The sequence below is a fragment of the Azotobacter salinestris genome, assembly GCF_009363155.1.
Taxonomy (GTDB): domain Bacteria; phylum Pseudomonadota; class Gammaproteobacteria; order Pseudomonadales; family Pseudomonadaceae; genus Azotobacter; species Azotobacter salinestris.
The window spans coordinates 3,976,840-3,993,068 of record NZ_CP045302.1; the positions used below are offsets into that span (position 1 = coordinate 3,976,840).

At 67.6% G+C, this 16,229-nt stretch carries 15 protein-coding genes; 14 read left to right on the top strand and 1 reads right to left on the bottom strand.

Annotated features, from left to right (window positions below; genetic code table 11):
• Positions 1–57: 57 nt before the first annotated feature.
• The 12 genes from recJ (at position 58) to GCU53_RS18695 (ending at position 12,081) form a co-directional block, all read left to right on the top strand.
• Positions 58–1,767 (top strand): single-stranded-DNA-specific exonuclease RecJ, encoded by a 1,710-nt coding sequence (recJ, locus tag GCU53_RS18640; protein ID WP_152388926.1) that lies wholly within the window; start codon positions 58–60, stop codon positions 1,765–1,767.
• Between the two features lie 215 nt (positions 1,768–1,982).
• On the top strand, positions 1,983–3,089 hold the full coding sequence (locus GCU53_RS18645) for an NADH:flavin oxidoreductase/NADH oxidase (protein ID WP_152388927.1): 1,107 nt from the start codon (positions 1,983–1,985) through the stop codon (positions 3,087–3,089).
• 39 nt (positions 3,090–3,128) lie between these two features.
• Positions 3,129–3,842, top strand: a complete 714-nt coding sequence (locus GCU53_RS18650; protein WP_152388928.1) for a tellurite resistance TerB family protein — start codon at positions 3,129–3,131, stop codon at positions 3,840–3,842.
• Positions 3,843–3,947: 105 nt separating this feature from the next.
• Positions 3,948–5,043, top strand: a protein-coding gene (gene prfB / locus GCU53_RS18655) for a peptide chain release factor 2 (protein ID WP_152388929.1) whose coding sequence is annotated in 2 segments (ribosomal slippage) — positions 3,948–4,019 and positions 4,021–5,043 — 1,095 coding nt in all. Because the reading frame shifts where the segments join, the coding sequence is not laid out codon by codon here.
• A gap of 171 nt (positions 5,044–5,214) precedes the next feature.
• Complete coding sequence (lysS, locus tag GCU53_RS18660) at positions 5,215–6,717, top strand: lysine--tRNA ligase (RefSeq protein WP_152388930.1); 1,503 nt, start codon at positions 5,215–5,217, stop codon at positions 6,715–6,717.
• Positions 6,718–6,886: 169 nt separating this feature from the next.
• Complete coding sequence (locus tag GCU53_RS18665) at positions 6,887–7,609, top strand: TetR/AcrR family transcriptional regulator (RefSeq protein ID WP_167520087.1); 723 nt, start codon at positions 6,887–6,889, stop codon at positions 7,607–7,609.
• A 59-nt stretch (positions 7,610–7,668) separates the two neighbouring features.
• Positions 7,669–8,223 (top strand): hypothetical protein, encoded by a 555-nt coding sequence (locus GCU53_RS18670; RefSeq protein ID WP_152388932.1) that lies wholly within the window; start codon positions 7,669–7,671, stop codon positions 8,221–8,223.
• A gap of 7 nt (positions 8,224–8,230) precedes the next feature.
• On the top strand, positions 8,231–9,526 hold the full coding sequence (locus GCU53_RS18675; protein ID WP_152388933.1) for a flavohemoglobin expression-modulating QEGLA motif protein: 1,296 nt from the start codon (positions 8,231–8,233) through the stop codon (positions 9,524–9,526).
• Positions 9,527–9,621: 95 nt separating this feature from the next.
• Positions 9,622–10,368 carry a TIGR00266 family protein gene (locus tag GCU53_RS18680; RefSeq protein WP_152388934.1) on the top strand — a complete coding sequence of 249 codons (747 nt, stop codon included), beginning with the start codon at positions 9,622–9,624 and terminating at the stop codon, positions 10,366–10,368.
• Positions 10,368–11,258 (top strand): alpha/beta hydrolase, encoded by an 891-nt coding sequence (locus GCU53_RS18685; RefSeq protein ID WP_152388935.1) that lies wholly within the window; start codon positions 10,368–10,370, stop codon positions 11,256–11,258. The genes GCU53_RS18680 and GCU53_RS18685 overlap by 1 nt, the downstream gene beginning before the upstream one ends.
• Positions 11,255–11,581, top strand: a complete 327-nt coding sequence (locus GCU53_RS18690; RefSeq protein WP_152388936.1) for a PA3694 family proteiin — start codon at positions 11,255–11,257, stop codon at positions 11,579–11,581. Before GCU53_RS18685 ends, GCU53_RS18690 begins: the two co-directional genes overlap by 4 nt.
• Complete coding sequence (locus tag GCU53_RS18695) at positions 11,578–12,081, top strand: O-acetyl-ADP-ribose deacetylase (RefSeq protein ID WP_152388937.1); 504 nt, start codon at positions 11,578–11,580, stop codon at positions 12,079–12,081. The genes GCU53_RS18690 and GCU53_RS18695 overlap by 4 nt, the downstream gene beginning before the upstream one ends.
• Positions 12,082–12,084: 3 nt before the next feature.
• Here GCU53_RS18695 and GCU53_RS18700 read toward each other — a convergent pair whose 3' ends face one another.
• Positions 12,085–12,429, bottom strand: coding sequence for a pilin assembly protein (locus GCU53_RS18700; protein WP_152388938.1), 345 nt, complete (start codon positions 12,427–12,429; stop codon positions 12,085–12,087).
• A 206-nt stretch (positions 12,430–12,635) separates the two neighbouring features.
• Here GCU53_RS18700 and ppc point away from each other — a divergent pair, with 206 nt between their 5' ends.
• On the top strand, positions 12,636–15,272 hold the full coding sequence (ppc, locus tag GCU53_RS18705) for a phosphoenolpyruvate carboxylase (RefSeq protein WP_152388939.1): 2,637 nt from the start codon (positions 12,636–12,638) through the stop codon (positions 15,270–15,272).
• 239 nt (positions 15,273–15,511) lie between these two features.
• Complete coding sequence (adk, locus tag GCU53_RS18710) at positions 15,512–16,159, top strand: adenylate kinase (protein WP_152388940.1); 648 nt, start codon at positions 15,512–15,514, stop codon at positions 16,157–16,159.
• Positions 16,160–16,229 lie beyond the last annotated feature (70 nt).

Here is a 16,229-nt window from a genome sequence, read left to right on the forward strand (position 1 = left end):
GCAACCCGCCAGGCTTCGAATCCGGCGGCTGCTTCCGCCCTGGAAAATTACCATTCAATGCGAATCGAACCCCGTCCGCTGCCCGAACGCCTGCCCGACCTGGGCGATCTGCCGCCGCTTCTGACCCGCCTCTACGCCGCCCGCGGCGTGCAGTCCGCCGCCGAGCTGGACAAGGGACTGGCGCGGCTGTTGCCTTATAGCCGGCTCAAGGGCATCGAGGCGGCGGTGGAGCTGCTGGTCGAGGCACTGCGCGAGCGCCGGCGCATCCTCTTCGTCGGCGATTTCGACGCCGACGGCGCCACCGCCAGCACGGTCGGCGTGCTCGGCCTGCGCCTGCTCGGCGCGGCGCACGTCGACTATCTGGTGCCGAACCGCTTCGAGTACGGCTACGGGCTGACCCCCGAGATCGTCGCCGTGGCCCTGGCGCGCCAGCCCGAACTCCTGGTGACGGTGGATAACGGCATCTCCAGCCTCGACGGCGTGGCCGCGGCCCGGACCGCCGGCCTGCGCGTGCTGGTCACCGACCACCACCTGCCGGGCCACGAACTGCCGGCGGCGGACGCCATCGTCAATCCCAACCAGCCGGGCTGCGAATTCCCCAGCAAGGCCATGGCCGGGGTCGGGGTGATCTTCTACGTGCTGCTGGCGCTGCGCGCCCGCCTGCGCGAGCTGGGCTGGTTCGCCGGGCGGACCGAGCCGAACCTGGCCGAGCTGCTCGATCTGGTCGCCCTGGGCAGCGTCGCCGACGTGGTGCCGCTGGACGCCAACAACCGCATCCTGGTCCACCAGGGGCTGGCGCGCATTCGCGCCGGGCGGGCGCGGCCGGGGCTGCGCGCGCTGCTCGAGGTGGCCGGGCGCGACCACCGGCGGATCACCTCCACCGATCTCGGCTTCATCCTCGGTCCGCGGCTGAATGCTGCCGGGCGGCTGGACGACATGTCCCTCGGCATCGAATGCCTGCTCTGCGAGGACGAGGGGCTGGCCCGCGAGATGGCGGTGCAGCTCGATCAGCTCAACCAGGACCGCAAGGCCATCGAGCAGGGCATGCAGCGCGAAGCCCTGGCCCAGCTCAAGGAGCTGCCGGTCGAGGCGCTGCCCTTCGGCCTCTGCCTGTTCGAGCCGGACTGGCACCAGGGGGTGATCGGCATCCTCGCCTCGCGCCTCAAGGAGCGCTACCACCGTCCGGCCATCGCCTTCGCCGATGCCGGCGACGGCCTGCTCAAGGGCTCGGCCCGCTCGGTGCCGGGATTCCACATCCGCGATGCGCTGGATGCGGTGGCGGCCCGGCAGCCAAGACTGATCAGCAAGTTCGGCGGGCACGCCATGGCCGCCGGGCTGTCGCTGCCGCAGGCGAACTTCGGCGCCTTCGCCGCGGCTTTCGACGCCGAGGTGCGTCGCCAGCTCTGCGCGGACGACCTGACCGGGCGGCTGCTCTCCGACGGTCGGCTCGGCGTCGAGGAGTTCCACCTCGACCTGGCCCGCGCCCTGCGCCAGGCCGGCCCCTGGGGCCAGCACTTTCCCGAGCCGCTGTTCCACGGGGTCTTCCAGGTCGTCCGGCAGCGGCTGGTCGGCGAGCGTCATCTGAAGCTGGTGGTAGGCAGCGAGTGCGGGGCACTGCAGCTCGACGCCATCGCCTTCAACGTCGACCGCGAGCAATGGCCGAACCCCATGGTGCGCTGGGTCGAGCTGGCTTACCGGCTGGACGTCAACGAGTACCGCGGGCAGGAGCGCGTGCAGTTGGTGGTGGTGCATATCGAGGCACGCTGAGCGGTGCCGAGAAGGGCTGGCCGGGCCGCCTTGCCCGCCTCGTCGGTACCGGTTCGCCGCCGCAGTGGCTGCAGTCATCGCCCGGCGCAGGTAGTCGGCATCGAGGCCAGTCTGCCGGGGAATGCAGGGAGTCTGTTTGCCATATTCCACCGATGCCGGCTTTCCTCCCGTCTAGAGTTGAAGTGTCGACCATTCGTTAGGACCGGAGTGTTGTCATGAGCCTGCTGTTCGAGCCCTTTACCCTGCGTCAGCTGACCTTGCCCAATCGCATCGTGGTATCGCCGATGTGCCAGTACTCGGCCCGTGACGGGCTGGCCAACGACTGGCATCTGGTGCACCTGGGCAGCCGCGCGGTGGGCGGGGCCGGGCTGGTGATCGCCGAGGCCACCGCGGTCACGGCCGAGGGGCGGATCTCCCCTCAGGATCTCGGCCTCTGGTGCGACGAGCAGATCGAGCCGCTGCGCCGTATCACCGCCTTCATCGAGGCCCAAGGCTCGCTGGCCGGTGTCCAGCTGGCCCATGCCGGCCGCAAGGCGGGCGTCTGGCAGCCCTGGCTGGGCCGGCCGGGCAGCGTGCCGCCCGCGGAGGGCGGCTGGACTCCGGTCGGCCCTTCGGCGATCCCCTTCGATCCCCGCCACGCGGTACCCCAGGTCCTTGACGAGAAGGGCATCGGCGGGGTCATCCAGGCCTTCGTGCGTGCCGCCGAGCGTGCCCTGGCCGCCGGCTTCAAGGTCGCCGAGGTGCATGCCGCCCACGGCTATCTGCTGCATCAATTTCTCTCGCCGTTGTCCAATCAGCGTCGGGACCAGTATGGCGGCAGCTTCGACAACCGCATCCGCCTGCTGCTGGAGGTGACCGAGACGGTGCGCGCGGTGTGGCCCGAGAACCTGCCGCTGTTCGTCCGCCTGTCGGCCACTGACTGGGTGGAGGAGGGCTGGAACCCGGAGGAGACGGTGGAGCTGGCCCGGCGCCTGAAGGCGCTGGGCGTCGACCTGATCGACGTGTCCTCCGGCGGCACCGCGGCGGCGGCGGAAATCCCCGTCGGCCCGGGCTACCAGACCCGCTTTGCCGAGCAGGTGCGCCGCGAGGCGGAAATCGCCACCGGCGCGGTGGGCATGATCACCGAGGCAGCGCAGGCCGAGCACATCCTGCGCACTGGTCAGGCCGACCTGATCCTGCTGGCCCGCGAGCTGCTGCGCGACCCCTACTGGCCGCTGCATGCAGCGGACTTTCTCGGCGACAAGACGGTGCCCTGGCCGGCGCAATACGTGCGGGCCGCGCATCGCGACACGCCGTTCCGCGAGGCCGGCGAACTCGACTGACTGCGCCGGCCTCGCCTTTCGACCAGAGGAGACTGCGCGATGAACACCAGCGGATTGCTCGACCAACTTCTCAGGTCCGCCCAGGGCTTTCGCCGTCAGGGGCAGTCAATGCCCGGCAGCGGGGCTGGTGGTGGTGTACTCGGTGACATCCTCGGCGGTGCCGGCGGCGGCGCTCTGGGTGGCCTTACGGGGGGCGGGGGCAAAGGCGCGCTGGCGGCCGGAGCCCTGGGCCTGCTGCTCGGCAAGCGACGGATCGGCAGGTTGGGCGGCAATGCCATGGCCTACGGCGGCCTCGCTGCCCTCGGGATGCTGGCCTACAAGGCCTTCAGCAACTGGCAGGCCCAGCAGGCCGGCGCTCTCCGGCGCGAGCCGCAGACCCTCGACCGCCTGCCGCCGGAGAAGGCCGAGGGACACAGCCAGGCGGTGCTCAAGGCGCTGGTCGCCGCGGCCAAGGCCGACGGGCACGTGGACGAGCACGAGCGCCAGCTGATCGAAACCGAGTTGGTCAAGGTCGCCGAGGACGACGAGCTGAAGCACTGGCTGCACGGCGAGTTGAACAGGCCGCTGGACCCGGCCGATGTGGCCCGGGCCGCCGACACGCCCGAGCTGGCTGCCGAGATCTATCTCGCCAGTCTTCTGGCGGTCGACGAGGAGCAGTACATGGAGCGTGCCTACCTCGACGAGCTGGCCCGGCAGTTGAGGCTCGACCCGCAACTCAAGGCGGAGCTGGAGGCTCAGGCCCGGGCCGCCTGAGCCCGGCTGCGCGGCACGGCGTGCGGACGCGCGGGCTGTCAGGTACGGCCCGCTGCGTTATACTCCCCGGCTTTTCGTACCGTCCGACCGCGAGTGCTGCCCACCATGGAAATCAACCCGATCCTCAACAGCATCAAGGACCTGTCCGAACGTACCCAGACCATTCGGGGGTATCTTTGACTACGATCACAAGCGTGATCGTCTGACCGAGGTCGAGCGCGAGCTGGAAGACCCGAACATCTGGAACAATCCGGAATATGCGCAGAACCTGGGGCGCGAACGCGCCCAGCTGGCGCAGGCCGTGGAGACCCTGGACGAACTCGCCGGCGGTCTGGCCGATTCTCGCGATCTCCTGGACATGGCCGTCGAGGAAAACGACGAAGGCGCGGTGAACGACGTCGCCGCCGAGGTCGAGCGGCTGCGCGAGACTCTCGAGAAGCTGGAATTCCGCCGCATGTTCAGCGGCGAAATGGACGCCAAGAACGCCTATCTCGACATCCAGGCCGGCTCCGGCGGCACCGAGGCACAGGACTGGGCCAACATGCTGCTGCGCATGTACCTGCGCTGGGCCGACAAGCACGGTTTCGACACCGAGATCGTCGAGCTGTCGGAAGGTGAGGTCGCCGGCATCAAGAGCGCGACCGTGCATATCAAGGGCGAATACGCCTTCGGCTGGCTGCGTACCGAGATCGGCGTGCACCGTCTGGTGCGCAAGAGCCCGTTCGACTCCGGCAACCGTCGCCATACCTCCTTCTCCGCGGTGTTCGCTTCGCCGGAGATCGACGACAACATCGAGATCGACATCAATCCCGCCGATCTGCGCATCGACACCTACCGCTCCTCCGGCGCCGGCGGCCAGCACGTGAACACCACCGACTCGGCGGTGCGCATCACCCACCTGCCGACCAACACCGTGGTGAGCTGCCAAAACGAGCGCTCCCAGCACGCCAACAAGGATCGCGCGATGAAGATGCTGCGCGCCAAGCTCTACGAGCTGGAGGTGCAAAAGCGCAACGCTGCGGCCCAGGCTCTGGAAGACACCAAGTCGGACATCGGCTGGGGTCACCAGATCCGCTCCTACGTGCTCGACCAGTCGCGGATCAAGGATCTGCGCACCGGCATCGAGAACAGCAACTGCGATGCGGTGCTGGACGGCGATCTCGACGACTTCATCGAGGCCAGCCTCAAGCAGGGCCTGTAACGCGCCGCGCCCGCGATGCCTGGCAGCCCTGCGGGGCCTTCGATGCCTTTGACTCCCTCTCCGCGCAGGAGAGGGCGGGGGTGAGGGGCTGGCACCAGCTCCGGCGCCACCCCTCTCCCTAACCCTCTCCCCAGGGGAGAGGGAACGAATCAGTGATGGAAACAGACGACCATGAGCGAACAACCGCTGAACCAGCATGCCCTCCACGAGGAAGAAAACAAGCTGATCGCCCTGCGCAAGGAAAAGCTTGCCGCCGAGCGCGCGAAGGGCAACGCCTTCCCCAACGATTTCCGCCGCGACAGCTACTGCGCCGACTTGCAGAAGCGCTACGCCGAGGCGAGCAAGGAGGAGCTGGAAGCGGCGGCGATTCCGGTCAGGGTGGCCGGGCGCATCATGCTCAATCGCGGCGCCTTCATGGTCATCCAGGACATGAGCGGGCGCATCCAGGTCTACGTCGACCGCAAGGGGCTGCCGGCCGACACCCTGGAGGCCGTCAAGCACTGGGACCTGGGCGACATCATCGCCGCCGAGGGCACTCTGGCGCGCTCCGGCAAGGGCGACCTCTACGTGCACATGACCTCGGTACGCCTGCTGACCAAGTCGCTGCGCCCGCTGCCCGACAAGCACCACGGCCTGACCGACACCGAGCAGCGCTACCGCCAGCGCTACGTCGACCTGATGGTCAACGAGGAAACCCGCCACACCTTCCGCGTGCGCTCGCAGATCATCGCCCACATCCGCAAATTCCTCGCCGAGCGCGACTTCCTCGAAGTGGAAACCCCGATGTTGCAGGTCATCCCCGGCGGCGCCGCGGCCAAGCCCTTCCAGACCCACCACAACGCGCTGGACCTGCCGATGTTCCTGCGCATCGCGCCCGAGCTCTACCTCAAGCGCCTGGTGGTCGGCGGCTTCGAGCGGATCTTCGAGATCAACCGCAACTTCCGCAATGAAGGCGTCTCGACCCGCCACAACCCCGAGTTCACCATGCTCGAGTTCTACCAGGCCTACGCCGACTACGAGGACAACATGGACCTCACCGAGCAGCTGTTCCGCGAGCTGGCGCAGCTGGTGCTGGGAACCACCGACGTGCCCTACCAGGGCAAGGTGTTCCACTTTGGCGAGCCCTTCGCCCGCCTGTCGGTGTTCGACTCGATCCTCCATTACAACCCGGAAATCGCCGCCGAGGACCTGCGCGACATCGAGAAATGCCGCACCATCGCCAGGCAGGCCGGTGCCGATGTCAAGGGCTTCGAGGGCCTGGGCAAGCTGCAGACGATGATCTTCGAGGAACTGGTCGAGCACCGCCTGGAGCAGCCGACCTTCATCACCCGCTATCCTTTCGAGGTCTCGCCGCTGGCCCGGCGCAGCGACGATGACCCGAGCGTCACCGACCGCTTCGAGCTGTTCATCGGCGGCCGCGAGATCGCCAACGCCTACTCCGAGCTGAACGACGCAGAGGACCAGGCCGAGCGCTTCATGCAGCAGGTCAGGGACAAGGACGCCGGCGACGACGAGGCCATGCACTTCGATGCCGACTTCGTGCGCGCCCTGGAATACGGCATGCCGCCGACCGCCGGCGAGGGCATCGGCATCGACCGCCTGGTGATGCTGCTGACCGATTCGCCGTCGATCCGCGACGTGATCCTCTTCCCGCACATGCGTCCGGAAGTCTGACCTGGCGGCTGTGCAGCCGCTTGTCGACAAGGCCCGCACCCTGCTGCGGGCCTTGTCGTTGGTGGAGCATTCGCCCCATCGGTCGCATACTTTGGAATCAAAGTGCCAGCATGGATTGCTTCTGGCGCAGAAAGCCCTAACAATGGGCACAGGTCTTAGTTGGAAAAGGATGCCCGTCTTGACCCAGTTCCTTCCGTTGAACAGTGCCGCCCGCGTGGCCAGCGCTGTTGCCCACAGTGTCCAGTATCAAGGTCGAAAGACCAGCCGGCGCGGCAGCGAGCAGCGCCGTCAGGCGATTCTCGACGCAGCCATGCGCATCATCATCCGTGACGGCGTGCGTGCCGTGCGCCACCGGGCGGTGGCCGCCGAGGCCGGCGTGCCGCTGTCGGCGACCACCTACTACTTCAAGGACATCGACGATCTGCTCACGGATACCTTTGCGTTGTTCGTCGAGCGCAGCGCGGCCTACATGGCCGGCTTCTGGGAGCGTACCCAGGGGCTCCTGCTGGAGCAGGCCGACCGCCTGGACGACAGCGGCGACTCGCGCCGCCAGCTGGCGGAGGAGATCGCTCGGCTGGCGGTCGGCTATGTACGTCACCAGTTGCACTTTCGGCGCGACGAACTGGTCGCCGAACAGGCCTTCCAGCAGGAGGCGCTGATCAATCCGCGCCTGCATGAACTGGCCCGTTCCCATCGGCGGATCCTGCAGCAGGGGGCCATCCAGTTTTTCCAGGTGCTCGGTTCGCAGCATCCGGAGCAGGATGCCAGCGTGCTGACCGGGATCATCGGGCGCATGGAGTACCAGGGCCTGCTCGAAGGCGCGGGGCGCCTGGATGACGAGGAGATGCTGGCCATTCTGAGCCGCTACATGTACCTGGTCCTCGGGCTCTGACAAGGTGGCCGTCCCGCTGGCGGACATCGGGGCGGCCCTTCCTGGCGGAGGAAAGCGTTATGCAAGCCTGGCGTCTTCCGGTCCTCCTGCTGTCCTGCCTTTTGCTCGCCGGCTGCCTGGTAAGCTTCACCGAGCGGATCGCCCCCGGCGAAGCGGCCCCCATTCCCCTGCTCGGAGAATGGAGTCGGCGTAACGAATGGGGCGAGCAACTGGCCCTGGAGATCCGCCAGGCCGGCCCCGGTCGCTATCGTGCCCGGCAATACCTGGAGGGGGCCGATGACGGGCAGAGTCCGCCGCAGGCCGAATTCAGCGTGGCCCGCCATGGCCGGCGCTGGTATCTTTCCGCCGGGCTGCCGGACGACCTCGGCGGCGGTTTCCTCATCCTCGGTTTCGAGCTGACGGCGCAGAACGAGCTGGTGCTCTACAACCTGGAGCCGGCACGGATCCGCCAGGCACTGGAGCAAGGCGCGCTGGCCGGCAAGCCGCTTGCCACCGCCCAGGGTCCCGGGGTGCGCGTTCTCAGCCCGCTGGACAGGGTCTTCGCCTACCTGGACGATCCTGCCAATTCCGATGTTTTCAGCGAAGTGGCGCGCTATCGGCGCGTCGGCCAGTGAGAGCTCGATGAGCAGACGCAAGCAGCAGTACGAGTACCAGCAGATCATCCGCAGTCTTTCCGACCGCCTGGTCGAGGCACAGATGCCGATCCGTGTGCTGGATGCGGTGAAATGGGACGACGAGGTGCGTCAGCGCTTCTTCGCCGCCGGTTGCCGCCAGTTGCCGCCGGTGGATCGGACCTACTATGAGAGTCGCCCGCTATCCTTCGATTCGGTGGCGAAAAAGCAGGAATTTCAAGGTATCGAGCGGGATATCACCCGCCAGCTCGGTCAGTTCAGTCCGGTCGGGCAGATCATGCGGCGCATGTGCAAGGAATACCGCATGGTCATCCGCATGCTCGAGGCGCGCGGCACCCCGGACTTCGGGCTGATTTCCGAGGAGCTCTACGGTGCCGCCTCGGATGCCTTCCATGCCGGCGACCCGACCCTGGCCGATCTGGGCCTGATGCTCTCCGACTACCTCAACCAGATCGCCGATCGCGGCGATCTCAAGGACGAGCCCAAGACCCTCAATGCCGGCGTTGCCGTGCAGATGCTCCAGGAGCGCCTGAATCGGGTGTTCGGCGAGCACGAGGGCACGGTTCGTGTGTTCGAGTCCGACGGCATCGTCGCCGACGCCGCGGCCGGGGCCGACTACATCAAGATCCGCAGCGACGCGCTGTTCAACGCACGCGACGTGCGCGCCCTGGAGGTGCACGAGGGGCTGGTCCACGTGGCCACCACGCTCAACGGGCTGAGCCAGCCGATCTGCACCTTCCTGGCCAAGGGCCCGCCGTCCTCCACGGTGACCCAGGAGGGCCTGGCGATCCTGATGGAGGTGATCGCCTTCGCCTCCTATCCCAGTCGCCTGCGCAAGCTGACCAACCGCACCCGCGCCATCCACATGGCCGAGCAGGGGGCGAATTTCCTGGATATCTTCGAGTTCTTCCGCGACCAGGGGCTGAGCGACGAGGACAGCTACACCAACGTCAGCCGCGTGTTCCGCGGTTCGCGGCCGGACGGCATGCCCTTCACCAAGGATCTGTCGTATCTCAGAGGCTTCATCCTGATCTACAACTACATCCAGTTGGCGGTGCGCAAGGGCAAGCTGGAGCAGATCCCGCTGCTGTTCTGCGGCAAGACCACCCTGGAGGACATGCGCACCCTGCGCCAGCTGGTGGACCAGGGCCTGGTGGTGCCGCCGAAGTACCTGCCGGAGCAGTTCCGCGACCTCAATGCCCTGTCGGCCTGGATGTGCTTCTCCAACTTCCTCAACCACCTCAGCATGGAGCGGATCGAGGCGGACTACGCCAACATCCTCTGAGGCGCGCGGCGTGCGGCGCTTCATGTCGCTGCGCGCCCACCGGCAGGCTCACGGAGTATCCTTGCAGGCTTCCCGCCTCGATAAGGACCGTTTCCATGGCCAGTCATCAGCTCGACTACGAAATCCTCGGTTCCCACGCCCAGTCGGTGGAGATCATCCTCGATCCCGGCGAAACGGTGATCGCCGAGGCCGGCGCGATGAACTACATGACCGAAGGCGTGCGCTTCGAGACCCGCATGGGCGACGGTTCGCAGAGCGGCGTGCTGGGCAAGCTGTGGGGCATGGGCAAGCGCATGCTGACCGGCGAGTCGCTGTTCATGACGCACTTCTCCAATCACGGCAAGCGGCAGGCGCGGGTGGCCTTCGCCGCGCCCTATCCGGGGACCGTGGTACCGGTGGATCTCGCCCGGATCGGCGGCACTCTGATCTGCCAGAAGGACAGCTTCCTCTGCGCGGCCCGCGGCACCGAGATCGGTATCACCTTCAGCAAGCGCATCGGCGCCGGCTTCTTCGGCGGCGAGGGCTTCATCCTGCAGAAGCTGTCCGGCGACGGCCTGGCCTTTCTGCATGCCGGCGGCGCGGTGATCCGCAAGGAGCTGCACGACGAGACCCTGCGCCTGGATACCGGCTGTCTGGTGGGCTTCAGCGAGGGCATCGACTACGACATCCAGCTGGCCGGTGGACTGAGGAGCATGCTGTTCGGCGGCGAGGGCATTCTCTTGGCGACCCTCAAGGGCACCGGCTCCGTATGGCTGCAGAGTCTGCCGTTCTCGCGACTGGCCGAGCGGGTCTACGAGGCGACCGTCAAGGCCCGCGAGGACGTGCGCGGCGGTGGCAACTGATGGCGCATCCGAGCCGGGCGCTACGCCTGGCCCTGCTCGGCCTGATCCTGGCCGGCACCGGCTGCAGCTCCCTGCTGTTCTATCCCGAGTCCGGCCAGCCGCTCACGCCGCGGGCAGCCGGGCTGGACTACCGGGACGTCTATTTGCACGCCGAAGACGGCACGCGCCTGCATGCCTGGTGGCTGCCGGCCAAAGCCGGGCAGGAGGTGCGCGGCACCGTGCTGCATCTGCACGGCAACGGCGGCAACCTCGCCTGGCATCTGGGCGGCAGCTGGTGGCTGCCGGAGCGGGGCTGGCAGGTGCTGCTGCTGGATTATCGCGGCTACGGTCTCTCCGAGGGCTCGCCGGCTTTGCCGGAGGTGTATCGCGACCTGGAGGCGGCCTTCGCCTGGCTCGAGGCCGAGCCTGCGGTGCGTGGCAAACCGCTCGCCGTGCTCGGCCAGAGCCTCGGCGGCGCCCTGGCGGTGCATTTCCTGGCGCAGCGGCGAGAGCGTCGTGCCCGGGTTTCGGCGCTGGTGCTCGACGGCGTGCCGGCCAGCTACCGGGAAGTGGCGCGGCACATGCTGGGCAGCACCTGGCTGACCTGGCCGCTGCAGGTGCCGTTGTCCTGGCTGGTGCCGGACGGCGACAGCGCGGTCGAGGCGATGCCGCAGCTGCAGGGCTTGCCCGTACTGATCTACCATAGCCGCGACGATGCGCTGGTACCCCTGTCCAATGGCCTGCGCCTGTATCGGGCCGCGACCCCGCCGCGGTTCTTCCAGGCGACCCGTGGCGGTCATGTGCAGACCTTCGCCGAGCCGGAATGGCGGGCGCTGATGCTGCGCTTTCTCGCCGATCCCACGAATGGGGGTGGGCTGGCCGAACCTTCTCCAGACGAGATTTCCCGATGAGCGTGACCAACCCCGTCCACCTGATCCTCACCGCTGTCGGCAGTGTCGCCGCCACGGTGGCCGCACTCGGCTATTACGGCTATCTGCATGTGGCCAGGCCGGAAGATGCCCTGCTGCTGGCGGAGTTCACCATGCTCAAGACCATCCCCGGCGAGGACTACCGGCTCTCGCTGAAGCCGGCCACCCAGGTAGCGCAGTGCATCGACGGCGTGCTGGTGTTGTTCGATACCGAACAGAAGGGCCTCACCGGCGTGCTGGTGGACCAGCGCAAGCAGGCGGTGCGCTGCTTCGGCCAGGAAACCCCGCAGGTCGAGCAGCGATGAAAATCTTGCTCTGGCAGGGCGATTTGATCTGTCTGGCGGTGGATGCGCTGGTCAATGCCGCCAATCCGAGCCTGCTCGGTGGCGGCGGGGTGGATGGCGCCATCCATCGCGCCGCCGGTCCCGGGATGCTTGCCGCCTGCCGCCGGCTGGGCGGCTGTCCGACTGGCGAGGCGCGCCTGACGCCGGGCTTCCGCCTGCCGGCGCGCTATGTGATCCACACGGTCGGCCCGGTCTGGCAGGGCGGTGACCGGGGCGAAGCGGAACTGCTCGCCGCCTGCTACCGCAACAGCCTGGCCCTGGCCGAACGGCACGGACTGGAGAGCATCGCCTTCCCGGCGATCAGCTGCGGCATCTACGGCTATCCGCCGGAGCAGGCGGCCGCCATCGCGGTGGCCGAGCTGCGTCGCCCACGGCCGACCGGCAGCTCCCTGCGCCAGGTGCTGCTGGTGGCCTTTTCGGCGGACATGGCCGCGCTCTATCGGCGCCTGCTGGACCCCTGATCCTCAATGGCTGGCGCCGTCGCCCTGTGTACTCATCTCCTGCAGGTAGCGGCGCGACAGGGCGAGAAAGCGCGGTGTCGGGCCGATGTCCTCATAGAGCGGGTCGCCCTGCTCGTCGATGGAGACGATCTGGCTGCCCTTCACGTAGGGCATGCTGGCTTCCAGTTCCTCCAGGGCCGCGCCGATCAGCTCGCCGAGCAGCTCTTCGACGCTGCGTCTGGGGTACATCTCGGTCAGCGCGGCAAGGCGTGCGGCGGACTCCAGATCGAGACGGATCTGATATTGGCTGGGCGTCAGACGACCTCTGGCGCCGCGCTCCCAGTGCTGGAGCAGTTCGCGGATCTTCATGAGGCACCTCATCTGCTGCATGGGCTGCCGGGCGACCCGTCGGACAATGACAGGTCGTGCTTTGGTATGAGTTCAGACTAGCTCAGCAGCGCTCCCCCTTGTCAGAAATCGGCATGGTGGGCACTCTACGGCATGTGATTCGGCACACGGAGAGGTGCCGGAGGTCCGGTCGGCTGGATATTCCCGAACTGCTGCTGGAGGTTGTCATGGAGGAAATCGATGCTCGTCTGCGCGAGGAAGTCCGCCTGCTCGGCGAACTGCTCGGCGAATACATCCATGCCCAGTGCGGCGAGGTCTTCTTCGACAAGATCGAGCGCATCCGTCTGGGGGCCAAGACGGGACGCCTGGGCTCGGAGGAGGGCGCCGAGCAGCTGACCCGCACCCTGGGCGAGCTGCAGGAGGACGAGCTGCTGCCAGTGGCGCGAGCCTTCAACCAGTTCCTCAACCTGGCCAACATCGCCGAGCAGTATCACGAGATTCGCCGCCGCGGCCCCGAAGAGCCGCTACCCTTCGCGATGCGTGCCCTGCCCGAACTGCTCGGCCGGCTGCTCGCCACAGGCCATGCTGCCGACGCATTGGCCCGCCAGCTCGGGCGGCTGGATATCGACCTGGTGCTCACCGCCCATCCCACCGAGGTGACACGCCGTACCCTGATCCGCAAGTACGAGGCGATTGCCGCCGAACTGGTCGTGCTGGATCACAGCGACCTGCTGCCGGCCGAGCGCGAAGAGGTGCACGACCGCCTGCGCCGTCTTATTGCCGAGGCCTGGCACACCGACGAGATCCGCCGCAGCCGGCCGACCCCGGTGGACGAGGCCAAATGGGGTTTCTCGGTGATCGAGCACTCTCTCTGGCAGGCCGTGCCGGCCTTCCTGCGCAGCGTCGACCGTGCGCTGCACGAGGCCACCGGTCTGCACCTGCCGTTGGAGGCGGCGCCGATCCGCTTCTCCTCCTGGATGGGGGGCGATCGCGACGGCAATCCGAATGTCACCGCGGCCGTTACCCGTGAGGTGCTGCTGCTGGCGCGCTGGGCGGCTGCCGATCTCTACCTGCGCGACATCGACCAACTGGCCGCCGAGCTGTCCATGCAGGAGGCGAGCAGCGAGCTGCGCGCCCGGGTCGGCGAGGTCGACGAGCCTTACCGGGTGTTGCTCAAGCAGTTGCGCGAACGCCTGCTCGCCACCCGCGACTGGGCCGCGGCAGCGCTGCACGACGAGCCCGCGCGCACTCCGGCGGTGCTGCAGAACAACCGCGACCTCCTGCAGCCGCTCGAGCTCTGCTACCGCTCGCTGCATGCCTGCGGCATGGGGCTGATCGCCGACGGTCCGCTGCTCGACTGCCTGCGCCGGGCGGCCACTTTCGGCCTGTTCCTGGTGCGTCTGGACATCCGCCAGGATGCAGCCCGGCATACCGCGGCGCTCAGCGAGATCACCGAATACCTGGGGCTTGGCCGCTACGCCGATTGGGACGAGGAGAGCCGTACCGCCTTCCTGGTACGCGAGCTGGACAGCCGCCGGCCGCTGCTGCCGGTGCATTTTCCCGCCTCCGAGGAGACGGCCGAGGTCCTCGCCACCTGTCGCGAGGTGGCAGTGGCGCCAGCGGCCTCGCTGGGCTCCTACGTCATCTCCATGGCCGGTGCTCCTTCCGATGTGCTGGCCGTGCAGCTGCTGCTCAAGGAGTGCGGCCTGCCACGGCCGATGCGCGTGGTGCCGCTGTTCGAAACCCTGGCCGACCTGGACAACGCCGCGCCGACGGTGGAGCGGCTCCTGCTGCTGCCGGGCTACCGCGCCCGCCTGCACGGCCCCCAGGAGGTGATGATCGGCTACTCCGACTCGGCCAAGGACGGCGGCACCACAGCCGCCGCCTGGGCGCAGTACCGTGCCCAGGAGAGCCTGGTCGAGGTTTGCCGGCGGCAGGGTGTCGAGCTGCTGCTGTTCCATGGTCGCGGCGGCACCGTCGGCCGCGGCGGTGGTCCGGCCCATGCGGCGATCCTCTCCCAGCCGCCGGGCTCGGTGGCCGGGCGCTTCCGCACCACCGAGCAGGGCGAGATGATCCGCTTCAAGTTCGGTCTGCCGGACACCGCCGTGCAGAACCTCAACCTCTATCTGTCCGCCGTCCTCGAGGCCACCCTGCTGCCGCCGCCGGCACCGGAGCCGGCCTGGCGCGAGCTGATGGACCGCCTGGCCGCCGAGGGGCTGGCCGCCTATCGCGGCGTGGTGCGCGAGCATCCGCAGTTCGTCGAGTATTTTCGTCAGGCCACTCCCGAGCAGGAGCTCGGCCGCCTGCCGCTGGGCAGCCGTCCGGCCAAGCGGCGGGCCGGCGGGATCGAGAGCCTGCGGGCGATTCCCTGGATCTTTGCCTGGACCCAGACACGCCTGATGCTCCCCGCCTGGCTGGGCTGGGAGACGGCCCTGCGCAATGCTCTGGCGCACGGCGAGGGCGAGCTGCTCGAGCGGATGCGCCGATACTGGCCGTTCTTCGGCACGCGCATCGACATGCTGGAAATGGTCCTGGCCAAGTCCGATGCCTCCATCGCCTGGCTCTATGACGAGCGGCTGGTAGAGCCGGGCCTGCGTCCCCTGGGCCAGCAGCTACGTGGCCTTTTGTCGCAAGCCCGCGATGCGGTCCTCGAACTGACGGGGCAGGAGCGTCTGCTCGGCCACAATCCCGAGGTCCGTGCCGCCTTCAGCGTGCGCAATACTTACCTGGACCCATTGCATCTGCTGCAGGTCGAACTGCTGGCCCGCTACCGGCAACACGAGGGGCAGACCGGCAGCCCGCTGGAACAGGCGCTGTTGGTGAGCGTGGCGGGTATCGCCGCCGGTCTGCGCAATACGGGCTGACGAACGGCAAGACTGGAGGGGGCCGGCGCATGGAGGCTCTGGCATGCTGTGTCATCATTTTTCAGCAAGATTTTCAGTCGTTTGCGGCAAGTTCGCTACGGTTTTGGCTGACTTGTGCGCGCGGGGGCGGCTGTGTATCTTGTGCACCCTTTTGGCTGCCGAAAGCGCCAAATTCGTTGTTTGAATAACCGATCAGAGATAATTCGAAGATTTTAACAATCACTCAAGGAGCTACATCGATGCGCATGATCCTGCTGGGGGCGCCCGGTGCCGGCAAAGGCACCCAGGCCCGCTTCATTACCGAGAAGTTCGGTATTCCGCAGATTTCCACCGGCGACATGCTGCGTGCCGCAGTCAAGGCCGGCAGTCCGCTGGGGCTCAAGGTCAAGGGCGTGATGGACAGCGGCGGCTTGGTTTCCGATGACATCATCATCGATCTGATCCGCGAGCGTATCGCCGAGCCCGACTGCGCCCGGGGCTTTCTCTTCGACGGCTTCCCGCGCACCATCCCCCAGGCCGAAGCCCTGCGTGATGCCGGCGTGACCATCGACCATGTGCTTGAAATCGCCGTGGATGACGAGGAGATCGTCTCGCGCATGTCCGGCCGCCGCGTGCATCCGGCCTCGGGGCGCGTCTACCACGTCCTGCACAACCCGCCGAAGGTGCCCGGCAAGGACGACGAGACCGGCGAGGATCTGATCCAGCGCGAGGACGACAAGGAAGAGACCGTGCGTCACCGCCTGGCGCTCTACCATTCGCAGACCAAGCCGCTGGTTGACTTCTACCAGAAGCTCGCCGCGGCTACCGGCACGCCCCGCTATACCCGCATCGAGGGCGTCGGCTCGGTGAGCGAGATCACCGAGCGCGTGCAGGCCGCCCTGGGCTGATTCGCCGCGCCTGCGCTCGACGGCCCGCCCTGTGCGGGCCGTCTGCTTTTCGGTCTCCGGCCGGACGGAT

Coding starts and splice junctions, on each gene's coding strand:
- recJ (WP_152388926.1), top strand. CDS start 58: ATGCGAATCGAACCCCGTCCGCTGCCCGAACGCCTGCCCGACCTGGGC.
- GCU53_RS18645 (WP_152388927.1), top strand. CDS start 1,983: ATGAGCCTGCTGTTCGAGCCCTTTACCCTGCGTCAGCTGACCTTGCCC.
- GCU53_RS18650 (WP_152388928.1), top strand. CDS start 3,129: ATGAACACCAGCGGATTGCTCGACCAACTTCTCAGGTCCGCCCAGGGC.
- lysS (WP_152388930.1), top strand. CDS start 5,215: ATGAGCGAACAACCGCTGAACCAGCATGCCCTCCACGAGGAAGAAAAC.
- GCU53_RS18665 (WP_167520087.1), top strand. CDS start 6,887: ATGCCCGTCTTGACCCAGTTCCTTCCGTTGAACAGTGCCGCCCGCGTG.
- GCU53_RS18670 (WP_152388932.1), top strand. CDS start 7,669: ATGCAAGCCTGGCGTCTTCCGGTCCTCCTGCTGTCCTGCCTTTTGCTC.
- GCU53_RS18675 (WP_152388933.1), top strand. CDS start 8,231: ATGAGCAGACGCAAGCAGCAGTACGAGTACCAGCAGATCATCCGCAGT.
- GCU53_RS18680 (WP_152388934.1), top strand. CDS start 9,622: ATGGCCAGTCATCAGCTCGACTACGAAATCCTCGGTTCCCACGCCCAG.
- GCU53_RS18685 (WP_152388935.1), top strand. CDS start 10,368: ATGGCGCATCCGAGCCGGGCGCTACGCCTGGCCCTGCTCGGCCTGATC.
- GCU53_RS18690 (WP_152388936.1), top strand. CDS start 11,255: ATGAGCGTGACCAACCCCGTCCACCTGATCCTCACCGCTGTCGGCAGT.
- GCU53_RS18695 (WP_152388937.1), top strand. CDS start 11,578: ATGAAAATCTTGCTCTGGCAGGGCGATTTGATCTGTCTGGCGGTGGAT.
- GCU53_RS18700 (WP_152388938.1), bottom strand. CDS start 12,429: ATGAAGATCCGCGAACTGCTCCAGCACTGGGAGCGCGGCGCCAGAGGT.
- ppc (WP_152388939.1), top strand. CDS start 12,636: ATGGAGGAAATCGATGCTCGTCTGCGCGAGGAAGTCCGCCTGCTCGGC.
- adk (WP_152388940.1), top strand. CDS start 15,512: ATGCGCATGATCCTGCTGGGGGCGCCCGGTGCCGGCAAAGGCACCCAG.